General features: G+C 42.4%; 18 protein-coding genes. 13 read left to right on the top strand and 5 right to left on the bottom strand.

Annotated elements, in window-relative coordinates:
- Window positions 1-82: 82 nt before the first annotated feature.
- Window positions 83-1,702 carry a transcription termination factor Rho gene (gene rho / locus ACA086_RS08820; protein WP_371002956.1) on the bottom strand — a complete coding sequence of 540 codons (1,620 nt, stop codon included), beginning with the start codon at window positions 1,700-1,702 and terminating at the stop codon, window positions 83-85.
- Window positions 1,703-1,892: 190 nt separating this feature from the next.
- On the opposite strand from rho, the gene ACA086_RS08815 reads away from it, so the two are divergent.
- Complete coding sequence (locus ACA086_RS08815) at window positions 1,893-2,303, top strand: DUF4293 domain-containing protein (protein ID WP_371002955.1); 411 nt, start codon at window positions 1,893-1,895, stop codon at window positions 2,301-2,303.
- 119 nt (window positions 2,304-2,422) lie between these two features.
- Here the strand turns inward: ACA086_RS08815 and ACA086_RS08810 are convergent, their stop codons facing one another.
- Window positions 2,423-2,917, bottom strand: a complete 495-nt coding sequence (locus tag ACA086_RS08810) for a metallophosphoesterase (RefSeq protein WP_371002954.1) — start codon at window positions 2,915-2,917, stop codon at window positions 2,423-2,425.
- 41 nt (window positions 2,918-2,958) lie between these two features.
- Between ACA086_RS08810 and truA the strand changes: the two genes are divergently transcribed.
- Both truA and ACA086_RS08800 read left to right on the top strand, forming a co-directional pair.
- Window positions 2,959-3,711 carry a tRNA pseudouridine(38-40) synthase TruA gene (gene truA, locus ACA086_RS08805; RefSeq protein ID WP_371002953.1) on the top strand — a complete coding sequence of 251 codons (753 nt, stop codon included), beginning with the start codon at window positions 2,959-2,961 and terminating at the stop codon, window positions 3,709-3,711.
- Entirely contained in the window at window positions 3,704-5,470 is a 1,767-nt protein-coding gene (locus ACA086_RS08800) for an ABC transporter ATP-binding protein (protein ID WP_371002952.1), read from the top strand. Before truA ends, ACA086_RS08800 begins: the two co-directional genes overlap by 8 nt.
- A 14-nt stretch (window positions 5,471-5,484) precedes the next feature.
- Here ACA086_RS08800 and ACA086_RS08795 read toward each other — a convergent pair whose 3' ends face one another.
- Genes ACA086_RS08795 through folP form a run of 3 tightly spaced genes read right to left on the bottom strand, consistent with a single transcriptional unit; the run spans window position 5,485 to window position 7,916 of the window.
- Window positions 5,485-6,252: a DUF3667 domain-containing protein gene (locus ACA086_RS08795; protein WP_371002951.1), complete on the bottom strand. Its 768-nt coding sequence runs from the start codon at window positions 6,250-6,252 to the stop codon at window positions 5,485-5,487.
- 1 nt (window position 6,253) lies between these two features.
- Window positions 6,254-7,039, bottom strand: a complete 786-nt coding sequence (gene cdaA, locus ACA086_RS08790) for a diadenylate cyclase CdaA (protein ID WP_371002950.1) — start codon at window positions 7,037-7,039, stop codon at window positions 6,254-6,256.
- 43 nt (window positions 7,040-7,082) lie between these two features.
- A complete protein-coding gene (gene folP / locus ACA086_RS08785; RefSeq protein WP_371003115.1) occupies window positions 7,083-7,916 on the bottom strand; it encodes a dihydropteroate synthase in 834 nt (277 codons plus the stop codon).
- A gap of 169 nt (window positions 7,917-8,085) precedes the next feature.
- Here folP and ACA086_RS08780 point away from each other — a divergent pair, with 169 nt between their 5' ends.
- The 10 genes from ACA086_RS08780 to ACA086_RS08735 form a co-directional block, all read left to right on the top strand.
- A complete protein-coding gene (locus ACA086_RS08780) occupies window positions 8,086-8,631 on the top strand; it encodes a DUF1599 domain-containing protein (protein ID WP_371002949.1) in 546 nt (181 codons plus the stop codon).
- A gap of 17 nt (window positions 8,632-8,648) precedes the next feature.
- Entirely contained in the window at window positions 8,649-9,749 is a 1,101-nt protein-coding gene (locus ACA086_RS08775; protein ID WP_371002948.1) for a BT_3928 family protein, read from the top strand.
- A 14-nt stretch (window positions 9,750-9,763) separates the two neighbouring features.
- Complete coding sequence (gene tpiA, locus ACA086_RS08770; RefSeq protein WP_371002947.1) at window positions 9,764-10,516, top strand: triose-phosphate isomerase; 753 nt, start codon at window positions 9,764-9,766, stop codon at window positions 10,514-10,516.
- Window position 10,517: 1 nt separating this feature from the next.
- On the top strand, window positions 10,518-11,354 hold the full coding sequence (prmA, locus tag ACA086_RS08765) for a 50S ribosomal protein L11 methyltransferase (protein ID WP_371002946.1): 837 nt from the start codon (window positions 10,518-10,520) through the stop codon (window positions 11,352-11,354).
- Window positions 11,355-11,467: 113 nt separating this feature from the next.
- Complete coding sequence (locus ACA086_RS08760; RefSeq protein ID WP_369748949.1) at window positions 11,468-11,743, top strand: ATP-dependent Clp protease adaptor ClpS; 276 nt, start codon at window positions 11,468-11,470, stop codon at window positions 11,741-11,743.
- 71 nt (window positions 11,744-11,814) lie between these two features.
- Window positions 11,815-14,625, top strand: coding sequence for a triple tyrosine motif-containing protein (locus tag ACA086_RS08755; RefSeq protein ID WP_371002945.1), 2,811 nt, complete (start codon window positions 11,815-11,817; stop codon window positions 14,623-14,625).
- A 363-nt stretch (window positions 14,626-14,988) separates the two neighbouring features.
- Window positions 14,989-18,162 carry a glycoside hydrolase family 2 TIM barrel-domain containing protein gene (locus ACA086_RS08750; protein WP_371002944.1) on the top strand — a complete coding sequence of 1,058 codons (3,174 nt, stop codon included), beginning with the start codon at window positions 14,989-14,991 and terminating at the stop codon, window positions 18,160-18,162.
- A gap of 11 nt (window positions 18,163-18,173) precedes the next feature.
- Window positions 18,174-19,592, top strand: coding sequence for a glycosyl hydrolase family 16 (locus ACA086_RS08745; protein WP_371002943.1), 1,419 nt, complete (start codon window positions 18,174-18,176; stop codon window positions 19,590-19,592).
- A 47-nt stretch (window positions 19,593-19,639) separates the two neighbouring features.
- Window positions 19,640-20,524 (top strand): family 16 glycosylhydrolase, encoded by an 885-nt coding sequence (locus ACA086_RS08740; protein WP_371002942.1) that lies wholly within the window; start codon window positions 19,640-19,642, stop codon window positions 20,522-20,524.
- A 10-nt stretch (window positions 20,525-20,534) separates the two neighbouring features.
- On the top strand, window positions 20,535-22,588 hold a 2,054-nt coding region (locus ACA086_RS08735), incomplete at its 3' end, for a PKD domain-containing protein (RefSeq protein WP_371002941.1).

Here is a 22,588-nt window from a genome sequence, read left to right as displayed (position 1 = left end):
TTTCTAAACATCCGTTAATAGGCAAAAAAAATCCCGGAACACTTTATGTCGCGTTCCCGGATTTTATATCTGGAAGATTTCCTTACTGACTCATGGTCATCAGGAATTCTTCATTGTTTTTGGTCTGTTTGATACGTTGTTCCATAAATTCCATGGCCTCAATAGGATTCATATCGGCCAGATACTTACGCATAATCCACATCCTCTGGATAGTATTTTCGTCTAGTAACAGATCGTCCCTTCTTGTTGAAGAAGAGATAAGATCGATAGCAGGGAAGATTCTCCTGTTGCTGATTCGTCTGTCTAACTGCAGTTCCATATTTCCTGTTCCCTTGAACTCTTCAAAGATTACCTCATCCATCTTGGAACCGGTTTCTGTAAGTGCCGTCGCAATGATTGTAAGGGATCCACCGTTCTCGATATTCCTGGCTGCTCCAAAGAAACGCTTAGGTTTGTGCAGGGCATTGGCGTCAACACCTCCACTTAAGACCTTTCCGGAAGCTGGCTGAACCGTGTTGTAGGCTCTTGCCAATCGAGTGATAGAATCGAGCAGTATTACTACATCATGCCCGCATTCAACAAGTCGTTTTGCCTTCTCAAGAACAATATTAGCGACTCTTACGTGCTCCGTGGCTTCCTTGTCAAAGGTAGAGGCCACTACTTCCCCTCGTACATTCCGCTGCATATCAGTTACCTCTTCAGGTCGTTCATCTATTAAAAGGATGATCTGATATACCTCCGGATGGTTTGCCGCAATTGCGTTCGCAACATCCTTTAATAACATGGTTTTTCCCGTCTTAGGTTGGGAAACAATCATTCCTCTTTGTCCTTTACCTATAGGGGAGAACAAATCGATGATCCTCGTTGAAATGTTGCTTTGCCTTTCAGCAAGCTTAAATTTTTCTTTTGGGAAGAGAGGGGTAAGGTGTTCAAAGGCAACTCTGTCGCGAACTACCTGGGGATCTTGCCCATTAATTTTATTCACCTTAATTAAGGGGAAATACTTTTCCCCTTCCTTAGGAGGCCTTACATTACCAAGCACCGTATCTCCTGTCTTTAAGCCGAACAGTCGGATCTGCGACTGGGATACATAGATATCGTCAGGAGATGATAGATAATTGTAGTCAGAAGACCTGAGGAATCCATACCCATCCTGCATAATGTCAAGAACTCCTTCACTTGCTATGATGCTGTCGAATTCGTACTCAGGTTGTTTGTATTTGTTTTTCAGGTCTTTGTCGTAGTTGCTCGACTTTTTATCCTGTCCGTTGTTCTGGTGATGCTTTTTGGGGGAACCCTGTCCTTTAGAAGTGTTCCCAGAATGTTCTTTTTTTGGATGTTCCTTTCGGGGATGTTCTTTTTTCGGCTGTTCGTTTTTTGCCGTTTCTTCCCCTTTGTCCTTGGATATAGGTTCTTTTTGTTTCTGAGCAGGCCTGGTGTCTTTCGCATCAGGGGAACCATCATTCCGACTTTTTCTCGGTCTTGGTTTAGGGCTTCGTTCTCTTGAACGGTCCTGTGGGGCAGAACCTTCTACCACTTCTGCGGTCTCTTTAACCATCTTTGGGTTGCTGGCCTGCAGATCCAGGATTTGATAAACAAGATCTAATTTTTTAAGGCTCTTGTATTTGGGAACTTTTAGAGTTTCGGCAATCTTCTGAAGCTCAGGTAGCTTCATTGCCTTTAAATCGGAAATCTCAAACATTGAGTTTTGAATAAGTTAAACGTGGTTATAAAATTTAGAAGTATTTGTTACTTGGATTTACTTGGGAATGAGATCCCAGTGGGTAAGTACTATCAAGAATAACATTGTAAAATTACAAAATATTTTCAATAATTCGTCTTTAATTTTTAAAAAGACCTTTATTTTTGCAGCGCGAACTAACAATGTCACAATGATACAACGTATTCAGACACTCTATATGGTTGCCGTTGTCCTACTGGGAGCGGTTCTGCCATTTTGGGTGGCATTGTGGACTGATGCTCAGGGAATTGTGGTTTTTGCAAAGAATGAAATTGCGATTTCGATAGCTTTTTACGGTTCGGCTTTGCTGGCAGCCCTCGCTATTTTCAGGTACAGGGATAGGAAAAGCCAGTTTGTACTGAACCGACTAAATATGATACTTAATCTTTTTTTACTGGGATTTTTCGTTTACCGGTCGCTAAACTTATCCGGAGAGGCTTTGGTCTCTGAGAAGGGTATTGGGATGCTGATTCCTGTATTTTCTATCGTTTTTCTGGTCCTGGCCAACAGGGCTATCAAAAAGGATGAGGATCTTGTAAAATCTGTTGACCGCTTACGTTAAACCTAACATCTTAGTAGTATTAGTGCGTGAAACCCCGGTTGCCATACCGGGGTTTTTTGTTTTTTGTATCGTTTGGATGACCGCAATGTTATTTTACTGCATCGGAAACTTAAACTTCTTCAGCGTTTGCCGAGCTCTATCACTTCCAGTTTCTGTATTTCTTTTTCATTGATTTCAAAGCGGAGCATGGTTCTCATCTGATGAAACCCCTGCTTCCCACAAGCTCCTGGGTTCATATGTAGCAAATTGAGCTTTTTGTCCCACATCACCTTAAGAATATGAGAATGACCGCTGATAAATAATTGAGGAGGGTTTTGAGCGATCTGTTGTTTAACACGGGGACTATATCGGTTGGGATAACCACCGATATGCGTAATCCAAACATCCACCTTTTCACAGAAAAAACGTTGATCCAAGGGATATTCGCCCTGTATCATCGCATTGTCAATATTTCCGTGCACAGCGTTTAAAGGTCTGATTGCAGCCAGCTTATCGGCAACCTCTATAGTGCCGATATCTCCTGCATGCCAGATTTCATCAGCTTGCCGTGCATATTTAAGAATTGTCTCATCTAAATGCCCGTGGGTATCTGAAAGCAATAAGATTTTGGTCATGAAAGGGGTATATTTGTACCGGACAAAAATAAGATTTCACCTTGAGATATTTTATTGAATTTTCTTATAACGGCAAAGCTTATCACGGATGGCAAAGACAACCCAAAGCCCGGAGTATTCAGCAAACTATGGAAGAGGCCATGTCCACGCTACTAAGGGCAGAGATACAACTTGTAGGAGCAGGTAGGACCGATGCCGGGGTGCATGCACGGCAACTTTTTGCTCACTTTGATGTCGACAATAGACTGGAAACGGCTGAATTGGTGCACAGACTCAATGCTTTTCTTCCTGAGGACATTGCTGTTCGTGAAATCAGGGAGGTGTTACCAAAAGCCCATGCCCGTTTTGATGCTCTTGAACGAACCTATGAATACCGTGTGGTAAGCCGAAAAGATCCTTTTTCAGCAGATTGGGCCCACTACATTCACCTTCCTCTTGATATGGAAGCGATGAATCTTGCCTCAGCGGAGTTGCTGAAGCACAGCGATTTTGAATGCTTTTCAAAATCGAATACAGATGTAAAGACATATGTCTGTCGTCTTAAAGAAGCAAAATGGCGTAGAGAAGGCGATACGCTGATTTTTACCATAACCGCAGACCGCTTTCTGAGGAATATGGTGAGGGCTGTAGTAGGAACCCTTCTGGATGTGGGTCTTGGGAAATCAACGGTTGAGAATGTTAATAGTATTATAAAAAGCAAAGACAGGGGGGAAGCCGGTGTTTCAGTGCCTGCAAAAGGGTTATATTTGATGAAGATTAGATATCCCGATACCCTATTTCAACTACATGGATAAGGAAACAGGCAAAGCCTTTGACTATAATTTATTTAAACGATTACTCGCCCAGACAAGGCCGTACAGGCTCACTTTTTACGGGGTTGCCATAGCGGGTATCCTACTCACATTTTTTGCTGTCCTTACTCCCTACATTCTTAGGAATATTATTGATGACGCCATCAATGTAAGGGATATGGATAAGTTGTTGGTTTTATCCCTCGCCATGCTTGGTGTACTCGTGGGACAGGTGGTATTTCAACTGCTGTTTAACTATTACGCAAACTGGCTTGGAGAGTCGGTAATTAAGGATATCCGGATTCTGCTCTTTAAAAGGATGCTGGGATTCAGGATGAAGTATTTCGACAATTCCTCCATTGGGGTACTGGTTACCAGGGCAGTTGCAGATATGCAACGGATAGGAGAGATATTTAGTCAGGGTTTTTTCACCATCGTCTCGGACCTGCTCAAGATGTTTGCCGCAGCCAGTATGATGCTTTGGATGAACTGGAGGTTGTCGTTACTTGTATTTGCTATACTCCCTATAATCCTTTATGCAACACGCCTCTTTCAAAAGGCCATGAAAGTCGCATTTATTGAAGTCAGGGCACAGGTCTCCAACCTCAATTCCTTTGTGCAGGAACGTCTTACAGGGATGAAGATCGTACAATTATTCACCCGGGAAAAAATTGAAAGCGCCAAATTCAGGGAGATCAATGAAAAGCACCAGAATGCCTGGTTAAAGACAGTCTGGTACAACTCTTTCTTTTTTCCCGTTGCGGAGATCGTTACCTCCATCGCCATAGGCATGGTAGTCTGGTATGGAGGACTCCAGAATATCGCTAATATTGAGGTAGACATTGCCGGAACTATTTTTGCCTTTATTCTTTATATAGAAATGCTTTTCAGGCCTTTGAGGCAGATTGCGGATAAATTTAACACCCTTCAGATGGGAATGGTTGCTGCCAACCGTGTATTTAAGATACTGGATACGGATAGCAGAATTCAGGATGACGGCACTGTACAGAAAACTCCGGTAGCTGGAGATATCAGTTTTAAGGATGTGCGTTTCGGTTACCTGGAAGACGAAGAAGTATTACATGGGATCTCTTTCGATGTCAGGGCCGGAGAAACCGTAGCCATCGTGGGCGCTACAGGAGCGGGGAAATCAACCATCATCAACCTGCTCAACCGCTTTTACGAGATCAACAGTGGTTGTATCAGTGTCGATGGGATTGATATCAGAGATTTTACGCTAGCCTCCTTGCGTAAGAATATCGCCATTGTACTTCAGGATGTTTTTCTGTTTGCCGATACGATTGCCAATAATATTACCCTAAAGGATGAGTCCATCTCTAAAGAAACCATAGAAGAAGCAGCAGAACGGATTGGGGTTCACGAATTTATCAACTCATTACCCGAAGGGTACGACTATAACGTAAAGGAAAGAGGAACGATGTTGTCAAGTGGGCAGCGTCAGCTTATCGCTTTCCTCAGGGCCTATGTCATCAATCCCAGTATTCTTGTGCTTGACGAGGCGACTTCCTCAGTGGATACTTACACAGAAAAACTAATACAAAAGGCTACCGACAAGATCACAGAAGGCCGAACCTCCATCATCATCGCTCATCGCCTGGCTACCATAAAGAAGGCAGACAAGATCATTGTAATGGATGCCGGACAGATCGTAGAGATCGGTACGCATAAGGAACTCCTTAAGAAAGATGGGTATTACAGCAAACTCTACGAAGCCCAATTCCTGGCGGAAGAAGTGGCTTAAGTTGTTTCATTTTTTTATCCCTTTGGCATATAATCTTCCAATGTTATTACACCGGATAGCAGAAAAATTATATTCAAAAGGATGCCCAGAGCAAAAAATCCCAGACCAAAACCAAAGAAAAAAAGTAGGGTCCTAAGCCAATAGAAACCATGGATTTTTGAAGCTACATATATGGCATACAATGCCATCAAAGCAATGATAGGGAAAGACAGGTCGAAATAATAATCAGGAGCCAGTAGGAGAATAATCAGAGTAACCGGTGTTGTGAAAATGCTATAATGGCCCAAACTATAGGTACCCTGAACTAGATATTCTGACAAAAGATAACTTTTCCAGTTGTAGACTACCCATCCAACCAGAGTAACGACGGGGATATAGAGTAAGAAAAGGAAGGAGTTGAAATCCATAGAAACCAGCATCATTTTTCGTGCTAATTCAGGATCGAAGTTATCAAATGGCAAATCAAAATTAATTTTATCTAAGAAGTACTTCCGAAGTAAAAACAAGAGAAGTCCCGATAAAGTAAGGGCAATACCCATATAGCTGATGGGATCCATATACTTTTTCCTAACCCCGGAAATATAACCATCAACTACAAGATGAGGCCTGAGGAAAAGATCTTTAAATGTTCGGAAAAAATTGTTGTCCAGATTTAAGACTCTTTCTTTAAAATCATTCCATAAATTTTTGAAAGTAAGTCGGTTGCGCATAACCTTTGCACCGCAACTATGGCAAAAGTTTTCATCAGTTTGTAACTGTATCTGGCAATTCTTGCAATTCATTTTATTGAAGGTCTTTTTTCAGAAGAGTTTCCAGTTCTTTAATGTCTTTATACATAATGAATTCCCCGTTCTTGATATACGATATACTTCCGGTCTCTTCACTGATCACAAGGGCAAGGGCATCTGTTTTTTCAGTGATTCCTATGGCAGCCCTGTGGCGCAGTCCGAATCTCAATGGGATATTTCGCTCCTGAGACAAGGGGAGGATTACCCGGGTGGCGATGATGCGGTTTCCCCTCAGGATGGCAGCCCCATCGTGCAGCGGACTGTTCTTAAAGAAGATACTTTCGAGCAGAGGGAGGTTTACTTCCGCATTCATTTTATCGCCTGAAGATTTGATAAAATCAAGGGAATTGTTACGTTCAATGACCAGGATAGCCCCGGTCCTGCTCTTAGACATTTTTTCACAGGCCTCGAGTACCACTCCAATATTCAGATCCGGAATGATCCCATCCTGCTTCAGCCAGCTAAAGCGTTTTCCGAAAGTGCGTTTGTTGGCCAGATTTGTTGAGCCGATCATCAGCAGGAATTTCCTTATCTCCTGCTGGAACACAACGATCAATGCGATAAGCCCTACCTGCATAAATCCGCCTACCACACTACTGATCATCTTCATCCCCAGGAGCTGAGTGAATTTCCAGAAAGCCCACACAAAAACAATCCCCAGAAAGATATTTACCGCGGCAGTACCCCGGACTAATTTATAGATATAGTAAAGAAGGATGGCGACAAGAAGGATGTCTAGCAGGTCTGTAATCTTAAAATCCAGAAAATTTAGAAAGTCCAATCCGGTCGTTTTTGTAAAATTAGAAAAAATAGTCTATTCGAAGCTATGATGTCTGTGTGTTAAGTTGATTATAAAGGCTGATGCATTCCATTGCCTCTTTAACATCGTGCACTCTCAATAAATTTGCCCCTCCCTGCAAGGCGATCATATTAAGGGCCGTAGTACCGTTGAGGGCATGGTCAGGCGAAACACCCAAAATTTTGTAGATCATCGACTTTCTGCTGAGACCGGCAAGAACAGGAACGCCAAATGTCTTCAAAAGTGAAAACTTCCGGAGCAGATCGAAATTCTGACTGATATTTTTGGCAAAACCAAAACCGGGATCAATAACTATATCGTGTATGCCCATTGTCCTGGCCTTCGCAATTCTTTCAGAAAAGTAAAAACGTATGTCTTCAAGCAGGTCTTTATAAGTATTCTTCTCCTTCATGGTCTGGGGCGTCCCCTGCATATGCATCATAATATAGGGTACTCTTGCTTCCGCCACCGTTTCCATCATATGTGGATCGAGTTTACCCGCTGAGATATCATTGACAAGAGCAGCTCCTTCTTGAAGGCATTGCCTGGCTACTTCACTTCTGAAGGTGTCTGTACTAATCAGGATTTCAGGGAAGTTTTGTATCAGGAGTTTTACCACAGGAAGAATACGATTTAGTTCTTCTTTTACTGCAATATCCTCTGTACCGGGACGTGAACTATAAGCTCCGACATCAATAAACGTTGCTCCTTCCCGAAGCATTTTTTCAGTTTGTAAGAGAATGCTCTTTTCTTCTTTGTACCTCCCGCCGTCATAAAAAGAATCTGGAGTTAAGTTTAAAACACCCATTACCCTGGGTTTAGTGAGGTCGATTAAGGTTCCTTTGCAATTTAATGTCATCATTGGAGGGCAGCCTTTTATCTGCGAGAATTCATTTTGCCGATGCAATTTAATGTCATCATTGGAGGGCAGCCTTTTATCTGCGAGAATTCATTTTGCCGATTTAGATTAATCTACGACCTTTGAGGCCGACAGTATTTTGAACGAAATGTACGCAAAATAGAAGGATATGCAGCATACTTCTGAACAATACGATGCCATATTAGAACGGTGCAGGGAGTTGTTCGTTAAAAAAATGAAGGATTACGGTTCTGCCTGGCGAATCCTGAGACTACCTTCCCTTACAGACCAGATATTTATCAAAGCTCAACGGATCAGAAGCCTGCAGGAGAAAGAGGTGAGAAAAGTAGATGAGGATGAACGTTCAGAATTTATTGGGATAATCAATTATTCTATAATGGCCTTAATACAGATCGAGAAAGGGGTAGTGGAACAACCCGACCTTAGCCCTTCACAAGCCTCCGATCTTTATGACAAATACGCCTCTACCACCAAGAAACTGATGGAGGATAAAAACCACGATTACGGTGAAGCCTGGCGTGAGATGCGGGTAAGCTCATTAACCGATCTTATCCTTCAGAAATTACTGAGGGTAAAACAAATTGAAGATAACAAAGGAGTAACCCTGGTAAGTGAAGGCATTGGTGCCAATTATCAGGATATTATTAATTATGCAGTCTTTGCCATGATCCATCTGGAAGAGGAAACTTCCTGATAATTTAAATGCGAACTATGAAGATTATTGTCACTATTTCAAGAATTTTCGTCGGGGTGCTGTTTATCCTTTCGGGTCTTATCAAACTCAACGACCCTGTTGGCTTTTCCTTTAAACTGGAAGAGTATTTCAGTCCGGCAGTACTCGACCTGACCTTCTTTACACCCTATGCCCTGGCCCTGGCTATCTTCCTTGTAATTTTTGAGGTAGTTCTGGGGGTTTTACTTTTACTCGGTTACCAGAAGAAGATCACCTTGTGGAGTTTACTGGGGATGATAGTATTCTTTACTTTCCTCACTTTTTACTCGGCCTACTTTAATAAGGTTACAGATTGCGGGTGTTTCGGGGATGCGGTAAAACTCACCCCCTGGGAATCCTTTACCAAGGATGTGGTACTTTTAGTTCTTATCCTACTATTGTTCTACGGGAGGAAGTACATCCAGCCGATTTTTAAAGCAAAAACTTCAATAGTAATTCTCCTTGTTTCTCTCCTGGCCTGCGTGTTGTTTGTCAACCAGGTGATCAACCATTTGCCCTCTATCGATTTCCGACCCTATAAGATAGGAGCAAACATTTCTGAAGGCATGAGCGTCCCTGCTGATGCCCCTAAGGCTATCTTTGAATATGCCTGGACTTTCGATGTGGATGGGGAGCAGACTACTGTAGTAACCCAGGGGGAGTATCCCACAGTTGACGGGGAATTTATAGAAGTAGAGACCAAGGAAATCCAGAAGGGGTATGAGCCGCCCATCCATGATTTTACGATCGAAGAAGTAGGCGTTGATATGGCTGAACAACTTCTCTCTGAGGATAATCTTGTTATGGTAATTGCCTATGATCTTGCTAAAAGTAATTATAAAGTCTTTCAGGAAGTGAAGGATGTGACTGATATAGCAATATCCAAAGGCTATAAGGTCATTGGGATGTCGGCTTCTAATGAAGAATGGAGTTCTCGGGTAATAGATGAGTATGGTCTTGATTTTCCTTTTTATTTTACGGATGAAACTACTCTTAAGACCATAGTGCGCTCCAATCCTGGTGTCCTCGTTCTTGAAAGAGGTACTATAATTCAAAAAGTCCATTACAATGACCTGGATGAACTTCTATTCTTAAACTGATCAAAAATAAAATTATGAGAAATAAAATTGTAGCCGGAAACTGGAAAATGAATAAGAACAGGGCAGAAACGGCCCAGCTGATCGAGGAGTTAATGTCGGCTGTTACCCCATCTACTGCCGAAGTGATGATAGCCCCCACCTTTGTGAATTTGGCGGAAGCCGTTACTCAACTCGATGGTTCTTTTATAGAAGTGGCTGCCCAGAATATGCACTTTGCCGAAAGTGGAGCCTACACGGGTGAGATCTCTGCAGACATGCTTCAGTCAATAGGAATAAATACCGTGATTCTGGGCCATTCTGAACGAAGGGCTTATTTTGGGGAAGACGATGCGCTTCTGGCTAAAAAAGTCGATGCCGCCCTCAATGCGGGAATGCGGATCATCTTCTGTTTCGGGGAGGAATTACAGGATCGGAAAAGTGGAGATCATTTTAAAGTAGTGGGAAGTCAGTTGAAAAACGGCCTGTTCCACCTCGATGGCGATTCCTGGAAAAATATCGTCCTGGCTTATGAGCCCGTTTGGGCTATAGGCACAGGGGAAACTGCATCACCAGAACAGGCACAGGAAATGCACGCCTATATCCGTAAGACTATCGCAGAAGCCTATAATGATCAGATAGCTCAGGATGTAACCATCCTCTACGGGGGGAGTGTAAAGCCGGGCAACGCAGAAGAGATCTTTTCAAAACCAGATGTGGACGGCGGATTAATTGGAGGGGCTTCCCTAAAAGCAGCAGATTTTGCTGCCATCGTTGCCGCAGCTCAATAAGATGAGTAGGGTCTACCTGGAATACCATTTTATAATAGATCCGGTAGTACCGGGTAGTGAAATACTTCTTGCAGAATTGGCAGAATTACCCTTCGAGAGTTTTGAAGAAACTGAGAATGGCCTGAAAGCTTATGTCCGCAGGTCCGAATGGCAGGAAGAACTGCTTGGGCAGATCAGCCTTTTGGACAACCCCGCTTTTCAAATTCATTACCAATCCCGCGAAATCCCGGCAGAAAACTGGAATAAAAAGTGGGAGACACATTTTAATCCCATTGAGATAGACACCAGATGCAGGGTTAGGGCCCCTTTCCATGCAAAAGAAGAAGTGTCCTTTGATATTGTGATCGAACCAAAGATGAGTTTTGGAACCGGGCACCATGAAACCACCTATTTGATGCTAAAATTCATTCTGGACATGGACCTCAAGGGTAATTCTGTACTCGACATGGGTTGTGGGACAGCTGTTTTAGCTATACTGTCTGCATTGAAGGGTGCCGGATCTGTAGATGCTATAGATATCGATCACTGGAGTTACGTCAATTCCCTGGAAAATGTAAAAAGGAACAGCCAGGAACAGATTCGGGTTCTGGAAGGGGATGTAAAGGCTATTCCCGAAAAGAAATACGACCTGATTCTGGCCAATATAAACAGGAATATTTTACTGTCTGATATTCCTGCCTACTCAGAGCATTTGGAAGATAAAGGACAATTACTGCTAAGCGGGTTTTATAAAGCAGATTCAGAAATGATAAACCTGAAGAGTGCGGAAGCCGGACTACGGCTAAAAACACAGGAAGAAAAAAATTCCTGGATGGCTATTCTTTATCAAAAAGACTAACTTTAAAATAAGTTCCTGTACAGCCCACAAAGCTGTAAAACAAATGGATTTATGAAAATTCCATACGGAATGTAAAGTCGGAAAAATTACTATATTAGTAAAAATTCTTCGCTATGGGACAAAAAGAAAAATTTTCAGAAGAGCTGCTTCTAGAAGAAGTCACAGTAAAACAACACGAGATCGTCCTGTTTAATGATGATGTGAATACTTTTGATCACGTTATCGAAACTCTTATTGGTGTTTGCGACCATACCCCGGAACAGGCAGAACAATGTTCTCTTATCGTTCATTACAACGGGAAATGCACCGTAAAAACAGGAGAATACGATGATTTAAAACCACGCTGCAGCAAATTGCTCCAGGCAGGTTTGAATGCCGAGTTGGTCTGAAGACAGCATTTTGTTACTTTCTTGCTGTAATCCGTTCAGAGACCCGGATCAACCTTATAAATCATAGCTTTTTGAGAGTAGGTTTAACAGTACTCACCTTTTGTTTCAGTGTGATTTGCTTCGCGCAGGAACTCCCCCCCATTCAGAATTTTGCTCCTTCCGACTATAATGCCGAGAACCAGAATTGGTCTATTTCCCAGGCTGAAAATAAACATATGTACATCGCCAATAGCAAGGGGCTATTGGAATTTAATAGTGCTTCCTGGGAACAGTACGCCCTACCTAACGAAAGTATCGTAAGATCGGTTAATGCCCTCGGAGATAAAGTGTATACCGGGGGATATATGGAATTTGGCTTCTGGGAGAGGAAAGAGATTGGGGTATTGCAATATTCTTCATTGTCAGATTCCATTAAGGAAGACCTTTTGCCGGATGAAGAATTCTGGAATATCATAAAATTAGATCGATTCATTGCCTTTCATTCTCTCGATAGGATCTATTTGTACAATCTGCAGGATAATTCAATCACATGGATAGAATCTGATACCTCCCTGCCTAAGATATTTAAGATCGGACAGACCCTTTATTATCAAAAACTCAGGGAAGGAATATTCAAAATAGAAAACGGAAAGGCCGTTTTGGTGTACGACTTTGATATTTTTCAGGATGATGAGGTAGTTAATATTTTTGAAAGGGAAAAGGACCTCCTGATTCTCACCCGTCACAATGGGTTTTATATTATCAGGGACGGTGTCCTGAATTCTTGGGATGCTAGTGCAAATTCATTGATATCGGAGATGAGTGTGTATTCTGCAGAACAATTGAAGAATAAAAACTACGCGCTTGGAACCATTTCCAATGGTTTAATCCTCCTCGATGAAGAAGGATCTCTGATATTTAAGGTGGATCAGTCGGGCGGACTTCGAAACAATACTGTTTTGTCTGTAAGTGAAGATATGGATGGGACCCTTTGGTTAGGTCTTGATAACGGAATTAGCTTTCTAAATCTTAATTCTCCGTTCAGGATATATCAGGATCTGAGCGGACTTACCGGGAGTGTTTATGCGATTCAGTCCTTTAATGATATTCTCTATCTGGGAACTAATCAGGGATTGTTTTATAAAAACCCCTCCTCGGAATCTGGCTTTACAATGATACCCGGTACTGAAGGGCAGGTATGGGCCCTGGAAGTTTTTAATGGGAAGTTGTTTTGCGGTCATCATGAAGGGACATTTCAAATTGAGAATAAAAAAGCGAGGAAAATTGCCGGAATTCCCGGTACCTGGAAGTTTAGTACAATCCCAAACAGACCTGATTTGCTGATGCAGGGTAACTATGGAGGACTAAATATATTGGAGTTTAACCAGGGTGAATGGGGATTGAGAAATGCCCTGGAAAATTTTGATCACTCCTCCAGGTTTTTTGAGATACGGAACAATGAAATATTCGTAAATCACGAATACAAAGGTTTGTTTCGTATTAAGGTTGATGAGGACTTCCGACAAGCACAAACAATAGAAGTTGATACTGTACATCGGGGTGTGAACTCTGGCTTGGTCAAATACCGGAACGACATTCTCTTTGCTTATAAGGAGGGGATCTTCAGGTTTGATGCCTTAAATGAAGACTTTGTAAAAGACACTTTGCTGAGTGACATTTTCGATAAGGGAGGATACGTATCTGGTAGATTGATTACAGATAATAGCGCGGACAAGCTTTGGGTGTTTACCGACAAAAATATTAGTTATGTTACCCGGGGTAATCTCGACAATCGCAATGTTATTCAATCTATTCCACTGACAGAATCGGAAAGAAGGGGGATCAGAGGATATGAATCCATTTATGGACCTGGAGATAATGGAGACTATTTTGTCGGTACTAGCAATGGTTATGTGAGGCTTCATACAGATAAGATTTCAAAGAGAAATTTCGAAATTCGCCTGAGTGGGATCTGGGTATCTGACAGGAGTGGGAAAACAACAGAGAATTCAATGATTGATCCCGGGGACGAAGCTGAATTCAGAAATAAAGAAAATAACCTGCAGATTTATTATTATTCTCCCGAGTACAAGGCGCTTGTTAAACCACATTATCAATATCAACTTCTGGGGATGTATGATGATTGGAGTGATTGGACAGAAAATACTTCCGTTACTTATTCCAATTTGCCTCATGGATCGTATACCTTTAAGGTAAGGAGTAGGGCCGGGAACAGCGAATCTCTGAATACGGCCAGTTTTTCATTTTCGATCGCCAGACCCTGGTATCTCACAGGACTGGCCTTTATCACCTACTTTCTTCTGGCCATAGTGGGTTCCGTTCTTATTCACAGAACATACAGGCGATATTACAGGGGACATCAGCAGGCACTCATCGAAGAAAACAAACGGGAACTGGCACTGGCTAAGGCGCGGAATGAAAAGGAAATTATCAAGCTGAAAAACAAACAGCTTAAAAAGAAATTTAAAAATAAGAATAATGAGTTGGCTGCATCTACGCTGAGTATAATAAGAAAGAATGAACTTTTGTCGAAAGTAAAAGAACAATTACTCAGCTCAGAAGACCAGGGGGCTACGTCGGTGAAACAGATTGTAAAAATCATCGATAAAAGTATCAATCGGAACGATGATTGGGAGATGTTTATGAAAGCGTTTAACCATGCAGACCGGAAATTCCTTAAGAAATTGAAGAAAGTCCACCCGAATCTCTCCCCTAACGATATTAAATTATGTGCTTATTTACGACTCAATTTATCCTCCAAAGAAATAGCCCCACTTCTTAACATTTCACCCAGAAGTGTAGAAATCAAACGTTATAGATTGCGAAAAAAAATGAATTTAACCCATGATTCTAACCTCACCGACTATATTCTGACGCTATAACATCCTCTACATTTTTTTCTTCCTACCTCAACATCACCTATACAACTTAAATTTTTCTGCCGATATCCTCAATGACAATACATTGTTAACGCCCATTTTTAGGAGATCATTATCAAATTCGTAAAAACATTGCCTAAAAAATACACTGTATACTTTTTGTAGGGGTAAAATTTATGGTATTGATAAATAATTAGGATAAGTTTAACGGTTGGTCAAAGTAAGATCTTTTGATTTCCGGTTTTCATCCGGGTTTTACAAATACTTTGTGACCGGCACTCGAAAAAGGAGATGAAAATATTGCAGATTCTGATCTCCATGTGAAAAGTCATTTTACCGAAAGCTCAACTTAAACAAAATATCACTATGAAGAACATTGTACTAAGAGCACTACTTTTCTTATTCACTTTGGGTATCTACGCCCAGACAGATCAGGTCTCGGTCGTCCAGAATGAGGAAGGAGCTAAATTGGTCGTGAATGGAAAGGATTTTATGATCAACGGGATGAATTGGGATTATATCCCTATCGGCACCAATACGGTAAATGCCGAATTCTGGAAAAAACCGGACGATATTATCAAAGCCGGTTTGGATACAGAAATGTCACTTCTGAAGAATATGGGCGTGAATGTAATACGTCAATACACCGGAGTACCTGCCAGATGGATTAAATACATCTACGAAAATTATGGGATTTATACCATGTTAAATCATTCCTTCGGAAGATATGGTTTGACCTTGGACGGGGTTTGGACTCCGGTAACTATTTATTCTGAGCCGAGAACACAGGAATTTTTGATGAGTGAAGTAGAGAATCTGGTAAGGGAATACAAAAACACTCCAGGCTTACTCATGTACTTGTTAGGAAACGAAAATAATTACGGTTTGTTCTGGCAGGGTGCAGAAACAGAAGATTTTCCGGATGATGAAGAAGAAAAGAAGTTTATAGGAGAATCCAGAGGGCGTCCTATGTATAAACTTATGAACGATGCAGCTGTGCTGATGAAGTCTATGGATTCTGCACATCCCGTGGCCATTTGTAATGGGGATGTTCTTTTTATTGATATCATAGCAGAGGAATGTAAGGATGTAGATATCTATGGTACCAATGTCTACAGGGGTGTTTCTTTCGGAGATATGTTTGATGTGGTCAAAGAAAAACTCAACAAACCATTGATGTTTACCGAATTTGGCGCGGATGCATTTAATGCAATTGAAAATGCAGAAGATCAGAAATCACAGGCTTACTATATGGTAGGTAACTGGGAAGAGATCTACGAGAATGCCGCCGGATTAGGCAAAGCGGGTAATTCAATTGGAGGTTTTACCTTCCAGTTTAGTGATGGCTGGTGGAAATACGGTTTTGACGATAGGAAAAACGCTGATGTACACGATAATAATGCTTCCTGGGCCAATGGGGGATATGCTATTGACCTTGCCCCTGGAGAAAATAACATGAATGAAGAATGGTTTGGTGTTTGTGCCAAAGGACAGACCAATCCACGAGGCCTCTATGATCTTTATCCCAGAGCTGCTTATTATGCCCTGAAGGAAGCACACAAGTTAAACCCTTATGAAGAAGGTGTCACCCTTGATTTTATAGAAAACTATTTTGACAACATAAGCCTTATGGATGCAGTCCTGAAGGCAAGAGGCGATAAAGCCGCCCTGGTGGGTGAGAAAGCCAATATGTTAAGGGTGAGTAAGATGGAGGCCAGGTTTACTACATTTAATACAGGGGGTAGCCTGATTACAACACCCCAGAATGCAGATCCTGATGAAACTGTATATCCCAACCAACTCGGTTTTGATCATATGCAATCATACTTCGTAGGGGTGGAAGGGAATCCTGCGCCCAATATGAAGGCGAATGTGAATGTCAATATCCTGGGTAACGTAGCCCAGAATCCAATTGACGAGATTTTTTATGAAAACAGAGGTCGACCTGTAGTTGTTGAAACGGATGAGGGAGATGTAGTTCTGGGCGATGTCAATCGGGTTCAGATTTACAATGCGTCCTACGAATGGAAAACCAAACAATTTGACATAAGGGGATTCTACCGAACCGGACATTATCACTGGGGATATGAAGGAGATTTCTTTGGGCTGTATCCCGAGGCGAATTACGGGCCTAACCTCGACATATATAATGGGGAGATCAGTGGATTTGAATTAGATGGTAAAAGTTTTTTAGATGGTTTTAAAGCTGCCTTCGGGCCGCAACTATGGTGGGGAGCCAACCCTGCCGTACTTCTGAAGTACAGCAAATCTCTTGGAAATTATCATTTTACGGGGATATTTCATGAAGACATAGACAACTTTGGAAATATCGTGTCCTCTCTGGCGGTACCTATGCCAAGGACAAGGCGTGCTACACTCTATGTGGAGCGGGAGTTTGGAAAACTTGGAATAGAAGTGGGAGGAATCTGGGGAGGTCAGCCGCTTAATGGCAGAGAGTTTCAGATTGCCGAAGACAATCCCAATTACGATCCTGAAAATCCGGGATCTGAATCCAAGTATATTATTTACACCGATGAGGTAAATTATAAAGACAATTGGGGAGCCAAGGCCAAGATTACTTATGCCGGAGGGAAATTTAATTGGTATGCCCAGGGAGCCGTTCAAGGCCTGGTAGCTGGCGGTGGTGCTGACCAGACCCGGACCTTTACGGGCTGGAGACTCAAAGACACCGGAAGTGGAAACCAGACTAATTTCCTTTCAGGCTTTACGTATCAGGTAGGGGATTTTCAATTAGCTCCCAACTTTATGTGGCAAAAACCTATAGTAGGGCCAATGCCTAACGATGTAGATGGCCCCGGAAGGTTGAGAAATATTCTGGACGATCCATTTGTGGTAAGGTCAAACAGGGAAACCACGGGCGTGGAACTGCTTATCTCTTACGATCCTACACCGGGAACATGGATGTACGAATGGGACAATGACAGATCAGAAGATGCGAAGTTAGCCTTTAATGTAGGCTTTGTATACCGCCATCTTCCAACTACCATGGATGCTGCAATTGGGTTTTTAGCTGATCGTACCTTATTTGCTTTTCCAAATTCAGTACCTGAACAGGACTTATGGGAAGTCCACTCAAGGATAGTATCCAAGGCTGGTCCGGATCTCGGATTGATCGCCAACCTTTATTTTGGAAATGCGCAGGCAAGGGGTAGTGATCCAAGACTGATAGACCGCATTGGTGGAGATGTCAGGATGATCTATAAAAAAATTAAGGTCCAGCACGGCTGGAAGATCAATGACTGGGGACCTTTTGATTACCACAGGGATTTTAACCTCACCTTTCCCGTTCAGCTGATGCTGGATATATCTACTAGTCTTGGAAAGCCAGATTGGTTTATTCTGCCAAGTACGCAGATTGGGATACGCGGTACATGGCGTAGTCTTAACGAATTTTCAAATCGTTATTCCCCTAACAACGCTGCGGAATTTGCAGACGACTCTTTTATTAGTCCGGTTGGTTTTGGCAATGGAAACGAATGGGAGATCAGGACATACATACACATCAATATTGGTCAATAAAAAAAAGGAACATGAAAAACAGAAAAAATATATATCTAGGCAGCACCCTGTTAATGGGCTTCATCATCCTATTTATGACAGGATGTGAAAGAGAGGTATCGGATGATGTGGATTTTGCCTCATTTTCAAATAATCCGAACGTTTTTATAGATGGCTTTAGTGCAGGTTTGGAATACCTCCCTTTTGGCGGATCCAAGCTGGATGCTTTTAGTGTAGATAGCGAAGTGAAATACAAGGGATCGGCTTCCATGAGGTTTGACGTCCCCAATTTCGGTGATCCTGCAGGGTCATTTGCCGGGGCCATCTTTCCTGATATGGGAGGACGGGATCTTTCGGAATACGATGCCCTCACATTTTGGGCCAAAGCCACCAGGGCAGGGACTATCAATGAAATAGGATTTGGTAACGATTTTGGAGAAAATAAGTATCTGGTTACCAGACAGAATCTGAGAATTAGCACTACCTGGACAAAGTATACCATTCCCCTTCCCGATCCACAGAAATTATTAGCGGAAAAAGGAATGTTCTGGTATGCAGAAGGTCCTGAAGACGGTGATGGATATTCTTTCTGGATAGATGAGTTAAAATTTGAAAAACTGGGAACTGTTGCCCAGCCGAGACCTGCTATCTATGGGGGGGATGATATTGAAGTAGAAGCTTTTATCAATATACAGGGTAAAATTCCGGATGCCGGACTTACCCAAACCTTTAACCTGGCGTCAGGAGTAAATGAAACAGTTATAGCAGCACCTTCCTATTTTACATTCAGTTCTTCGGATACTGATGTAGTGATCGTAAGTGAATTAGGGGTACTTACTCCTATTGGAGTTGGTACAACAGAGATTACAGCGACCCTTGGTGGGGTTAGAGCGGCAGGGTCAGCTACCCTGGAGGTAAAAGGCGGATTTGAATTTGCCCCTATACCCCCGGCACGCGATCCGGCTTCGGTTATTTCAATTTTCAGCGATGCCTATGCCAATGTACCTGTAGATTTCTACAATGGCTTCTTCGCGCCTTTTCAAACCACATTGGGAGGTGCTGTCGAAATCAATGAAGGGGAGAACATCATTGTATATGAAGACCTCAATTTTGTAGCTACAGAATTTAAAAACCCAACGGTTAATGCCACGGCAATGACCCATTTCCATGTGGATATCAAAATAGATGAAACTATAGATTCCGCTGATTTTATTGCGGTAGAACTAGGTGATTTCGGTCCCAATGCTGCCTTCGGGGGCGATGACGATTCGAGTTCAAGGATAACCTTTGACAGCAGTGCACTGGTAAGTGGGGAGTGGATCAGTTTAGACATCCCGCTTTCCGATTTTACAGGCCTGACAAGCAGAAGTAATCTGGCACAGATATTCTTTATCTCGGATGCCACTATTTCCGGATTGCTGGTAGATAATATGTACTTCTATACCGAGTAAACCAGAACTTAAAAGGAATAAGAATGAATCAGATAAACCTATATAAAATGAAAAAGAGAATAATACCAAAAAGGTATTCATACTTCCAAAGCAATCTGGCAGGTACCCTGTCCGGCTTTCTTTGCGCTGCAGTTTTACTGTTGAATTCGGGATGTGCGGTAGACGATACCCAGACCGTTGCCCAGTTTACAGAGATTACCCTGCAGGATGAATTTGATACAGATGGTGCCCCTAACAGCTCAATCTGGGGCTTCGATATCGGGACCGGTCAAAACGGCTGGGGAAATAACGAATTGCAGTACTATACAGACCGTCCTGAGAATGTGACGGTAAATAACGGAGTTATGGTGATTACGGTGAGGGAAGAATCCTTCCAGGGATCTAATTACACTTCTGCAAGACTGATAACAAAAGGGAAATTTGAGCAAACGTACGGGCGATTTGAGGCGCGCATCAGGGTTCCTTACGGACAAGGTATCTGGCCAGCTTTCTGGATGCTTGGTGTGGAAGACAGCCCATCCGAAATCTGGCCGTTTATCGGAGAGATTGATATCATGGAAATGCGCGGACAGGACCCCACCACCTTAATTGGAAGCCTTCACGGCCCGGGATATTCAGCAGGAGAAGCAATATCGAAAGAATACGTTTTACAGAACGATCGACTTGACACTGGTTTCCACATCTATGGAATAGAATGGGGACCCGATTATGTAAACTATTACATTGACGATGTTCTATACAATCAAATCACCCCGGAAGATCTTCCAGAAGGATCGGAATGGGTATTTGACAATGATTTTTACATCCTGATGAATGTGGCCGTTGGCGGAAATTTTGTTGGTTCACCCAATGCAGAAACAGTTTTTCCTCAGACCATGCTGGTCGATTATTTCAGGGCTTACAGATATTCACGATACCCACTAACTAACTAAAAAAATAACTATGAAACAATTACTCAAAAAAGCAAAGGTCATTGCAGTTTTTGTACTGGCAATAGCCTATTTAGGATGTGAAGAAGTCACGAATATATTTCCGGACGTCACTTCTGCCTTTACCTATACTATTAACGAAGAAACCGGAACAGTTACGTTTATTAACGTTTCGGAGGAAGCCACAAGATACCTGTGGGATTTTGGAGACGGCGACAGTTCTGTTGAGATCAATCCTGTGAAGACCTATGCAGGAACCGGTACTTACACAGTAACCCTAACGGCATTTAATGTTGCAGGTGCTTCCGACGCATCCCAGGACCAGGTAACGGTTGTGATTACCACTGAAGAAGAAGAAGAGGAAGAAGAGGAAGAGGATTGTACAGCAGAGACCTCAGAAAATATTGATCCGGCAAATGGCGATCTAAACTGGACCTTCCAAACCGATGACGAGGCATTTGCTTTTTCAGCTTTTGGAAATACTTCAGGAGGCATTGTCTCAAATCCGGTTACAGACGGGATAAACCCCAGCTGTAATGTACAGCAGTTTGTTAAAACCACCGGATGTGAAACCTTTGCAGGGTTAGGTGTAGAATTGGCAACAGCTTTGGATTTTGGAGCTATTACGAATAAGGTATTTACCATGAAAGTTCTGGCCGAAACCCAGATAACGGATGTAACGCTCCGATTGGAAAGACTTCCTTTCCCTGATACAGAACCATCACAAGACAGGGTAGCTAGTATCACCGAAGTAGGGGTATGGCAGGAATTGACATTTGATTTCTCTGATGTCTCATCGGGCACTTTTAAAAGCATGATCATTTACTTTGAAAGAAATGCAGAATGTGATGGGGATGTTTATTATTTTGATGATATCACCCAAAGCGAAGGCGGTACTACCGCTGATTGTACTGCTGAAACTGCCCAATCTCTTGAAGCAACAGATTTCAATCTGACCTTTCTGACAGATCCCGGTACAGCGATCATTGAAGATGGCGGATCATATTCTTATATAGACAATCCGGATACGGACAATGCTGTTAATCCATCATGTAAAGTAGGTGAGATCGTCAGAGACGCATCACTTCCGTTTGCCAATAACCAGATCGAGTTCAATTCCAAATTTGATTTCACTGCAAACTCAGGTTTCAAACTAAAAGTTTGGGCACCAGCGGTGGGCACAAATGTGCTCTTAAAACTTGAAGACAAAACCGATGCCGGCATTAACACAGAAGTAGGAGCAGTAACCACCACGGCTAACGCCTGGGAGGAGTTAACCTTTAACTTCCCCGGATCAGAGAGTGGTAAATACGATAAAATAGTTTTGTTCTTTGATATTAATACCGATAGCGGAGCTACTTATTACATTGATGATTTTGCCCTGGACAGTGGGGGATCTACCGGAGGGACCAACGGTTGTAGTGGAACTCTTATTGCGGCTACAGCATTACCTGTAAATTTCGAAGGCTGTGAAACATTCTTGTCTTCCGCGAATTTTGGAGATGGAATCACCTCGGAGCTTACAGAAAATCCATCTAAAACGGGAATAAATACTTCAGATTTTGTACTACAGGTTGATAAACCCACAGGATCCAGCTTTTTTGCTGGAATTCAAAATACCTTTGCGAGTAATTTTGATTTGACTACCGATAATGTCTTCAAGATTAAAATTTATTCCACTAAGGCCAACGCGATTTTCCGATTTGAACTTTTAGCGGATCCCAATGATGGAAGTATAGGAAATCCATCCCCGGTTTATGCAACTGTACCGAATGCCAATGAATGGACAGAGGTAGAATTCGTATTTACCAATTTACCGGCGGCTCCAACGGCTTACAACCAGTTAGTCATAAAACCGGATAATGACCAGTCCGATAGTCCGATTGACAATGGAGCTACCTATTATTTTGATGATCTGACATTAAACGCACCTTCCGGAGGTGGCGGTGGAGCTGTTCCACCAACGGCAGGACCTGCTGCACCTACTCAGGATGCTGCAGACGTGATTTCTATCTTTAGTGACACCTTTACGGATGTCCCTAACGAGGGCTTCAACAACTATGGTTC

Origin of the sequence: Muriicola sp. E247 (assembly GCF_041358175.1) — a bacterium.
Classification (GTDB): Bacteria; Bacteroidota; Bacteroidia; order Flavobacteriales; family Flavobacteriaceae; genus Muriicola.
This window is presented reverse-complemented; position numbering and strand designations above follow the sequence as displayed.

What these genes read in the sequence shown, in the direction of transcription:
- ACA086_RS08810 (WP_371002954.1), bottom strand. Translation starts at nt 2,917, where the DNA reads ATGACCAAAATCTTATTGCTTTCAGATACCCACGGGCATTTAGATGAG.
- ACA086_RS08795 (WP_371002951.1), bottom strand. Translation starts at nt 6,252, where the DNA reads ATGAATTGCAAGAATTGCCAGATACAGTTACAAACTGATGAAAACTTT.
- ACA086_RS08760 (WP_369748949.1), top strand. Translation starts at nt 11,468, where the DNA reads ATGGGACAAAAAGAAAAATTTTCAGAAGAGCTGCTTCTAGAAGAAGTC.
- prmA (WP_371002946.1), top strand. Translation starts at nt 10,518, where the DNA reads ATGAGTAGGGTCTACCTGGAATACCATTTTATAATAGATCCGGTAGTA.
- ACA086_RS08815 (WP_371002955.1), top strand. Translation starts at nt 1,893, where the DNA reads ATGATACAACGTATTCAGACACTCTATATGGTTGCCGTTGTCCTACTG.
- tpiA (WP_371002947.1), top strand. Translation starts at nt 9,764, where the DNA reads ATGAGAAATAAAATTGTAGCCGGAAACTGGAAAATGAATAAGAACAGG.
- folP (WP_371003115.1), bottom strand. Translation starts at nt 7,916, where the DNA reads ATGACATTAAATTGCAAAGGAACCTTAATCGACCTCACTAAACCCAGG.
- ACA086_RS08740 (WP_371002942.1), top strand. Translation starts at nt 19,640, where the DNA reads ATGAAAAAGAGAATAATACCAAAAAGGTATTCATACTTCCAAAGCAAT.
- ACA086_RS08750 (WP_371002944.1), top strand. Translation starts at nt 14,989, where the DNA reads ATGAAGAACATTGTACTAAGAGCACTACTTTTCTTATTCACTTTGGGT.
- ACA086_RS08800 (WP_371002952.1), top strand. Translation starts at nt 3,704, where the DNA reads ATGGATAAGGAAACAGGCAAAGCCTTTGACTATAATTTATTTAAACGA.
- rho (WP_371002956.1), bottom strand. Translation starts at nt 1,702, where the DNA reads ATGTTTGAGATTTCCGATTTAAAGGCAATGAAGCTACCTGAGCTTCAG.
- ACA086_RS08745 (WP_371002943.1), top strand. Translation starts at nt 18,174, where the DNA reads ATGAAAAACAGAAAAAATATATATCTAGGCAGCACCCTGTTAATGGGC.
- ACA086_RS08780 (WP_371002949.1), top strand. Translation starts at nt 8,086, where the DNA reads ATGCAGCATACTTCTGAACAATACGATGCCATATTAGAACGGTGCAGG.
- ACA086_RS08775 (WP_371002948.1), top strand. Translation starts at nt 8,649, where the DNA reads ATGAAGATTATTGTCACTATTTCAAGAATTTTCGTCGGGGTGCTGTTT.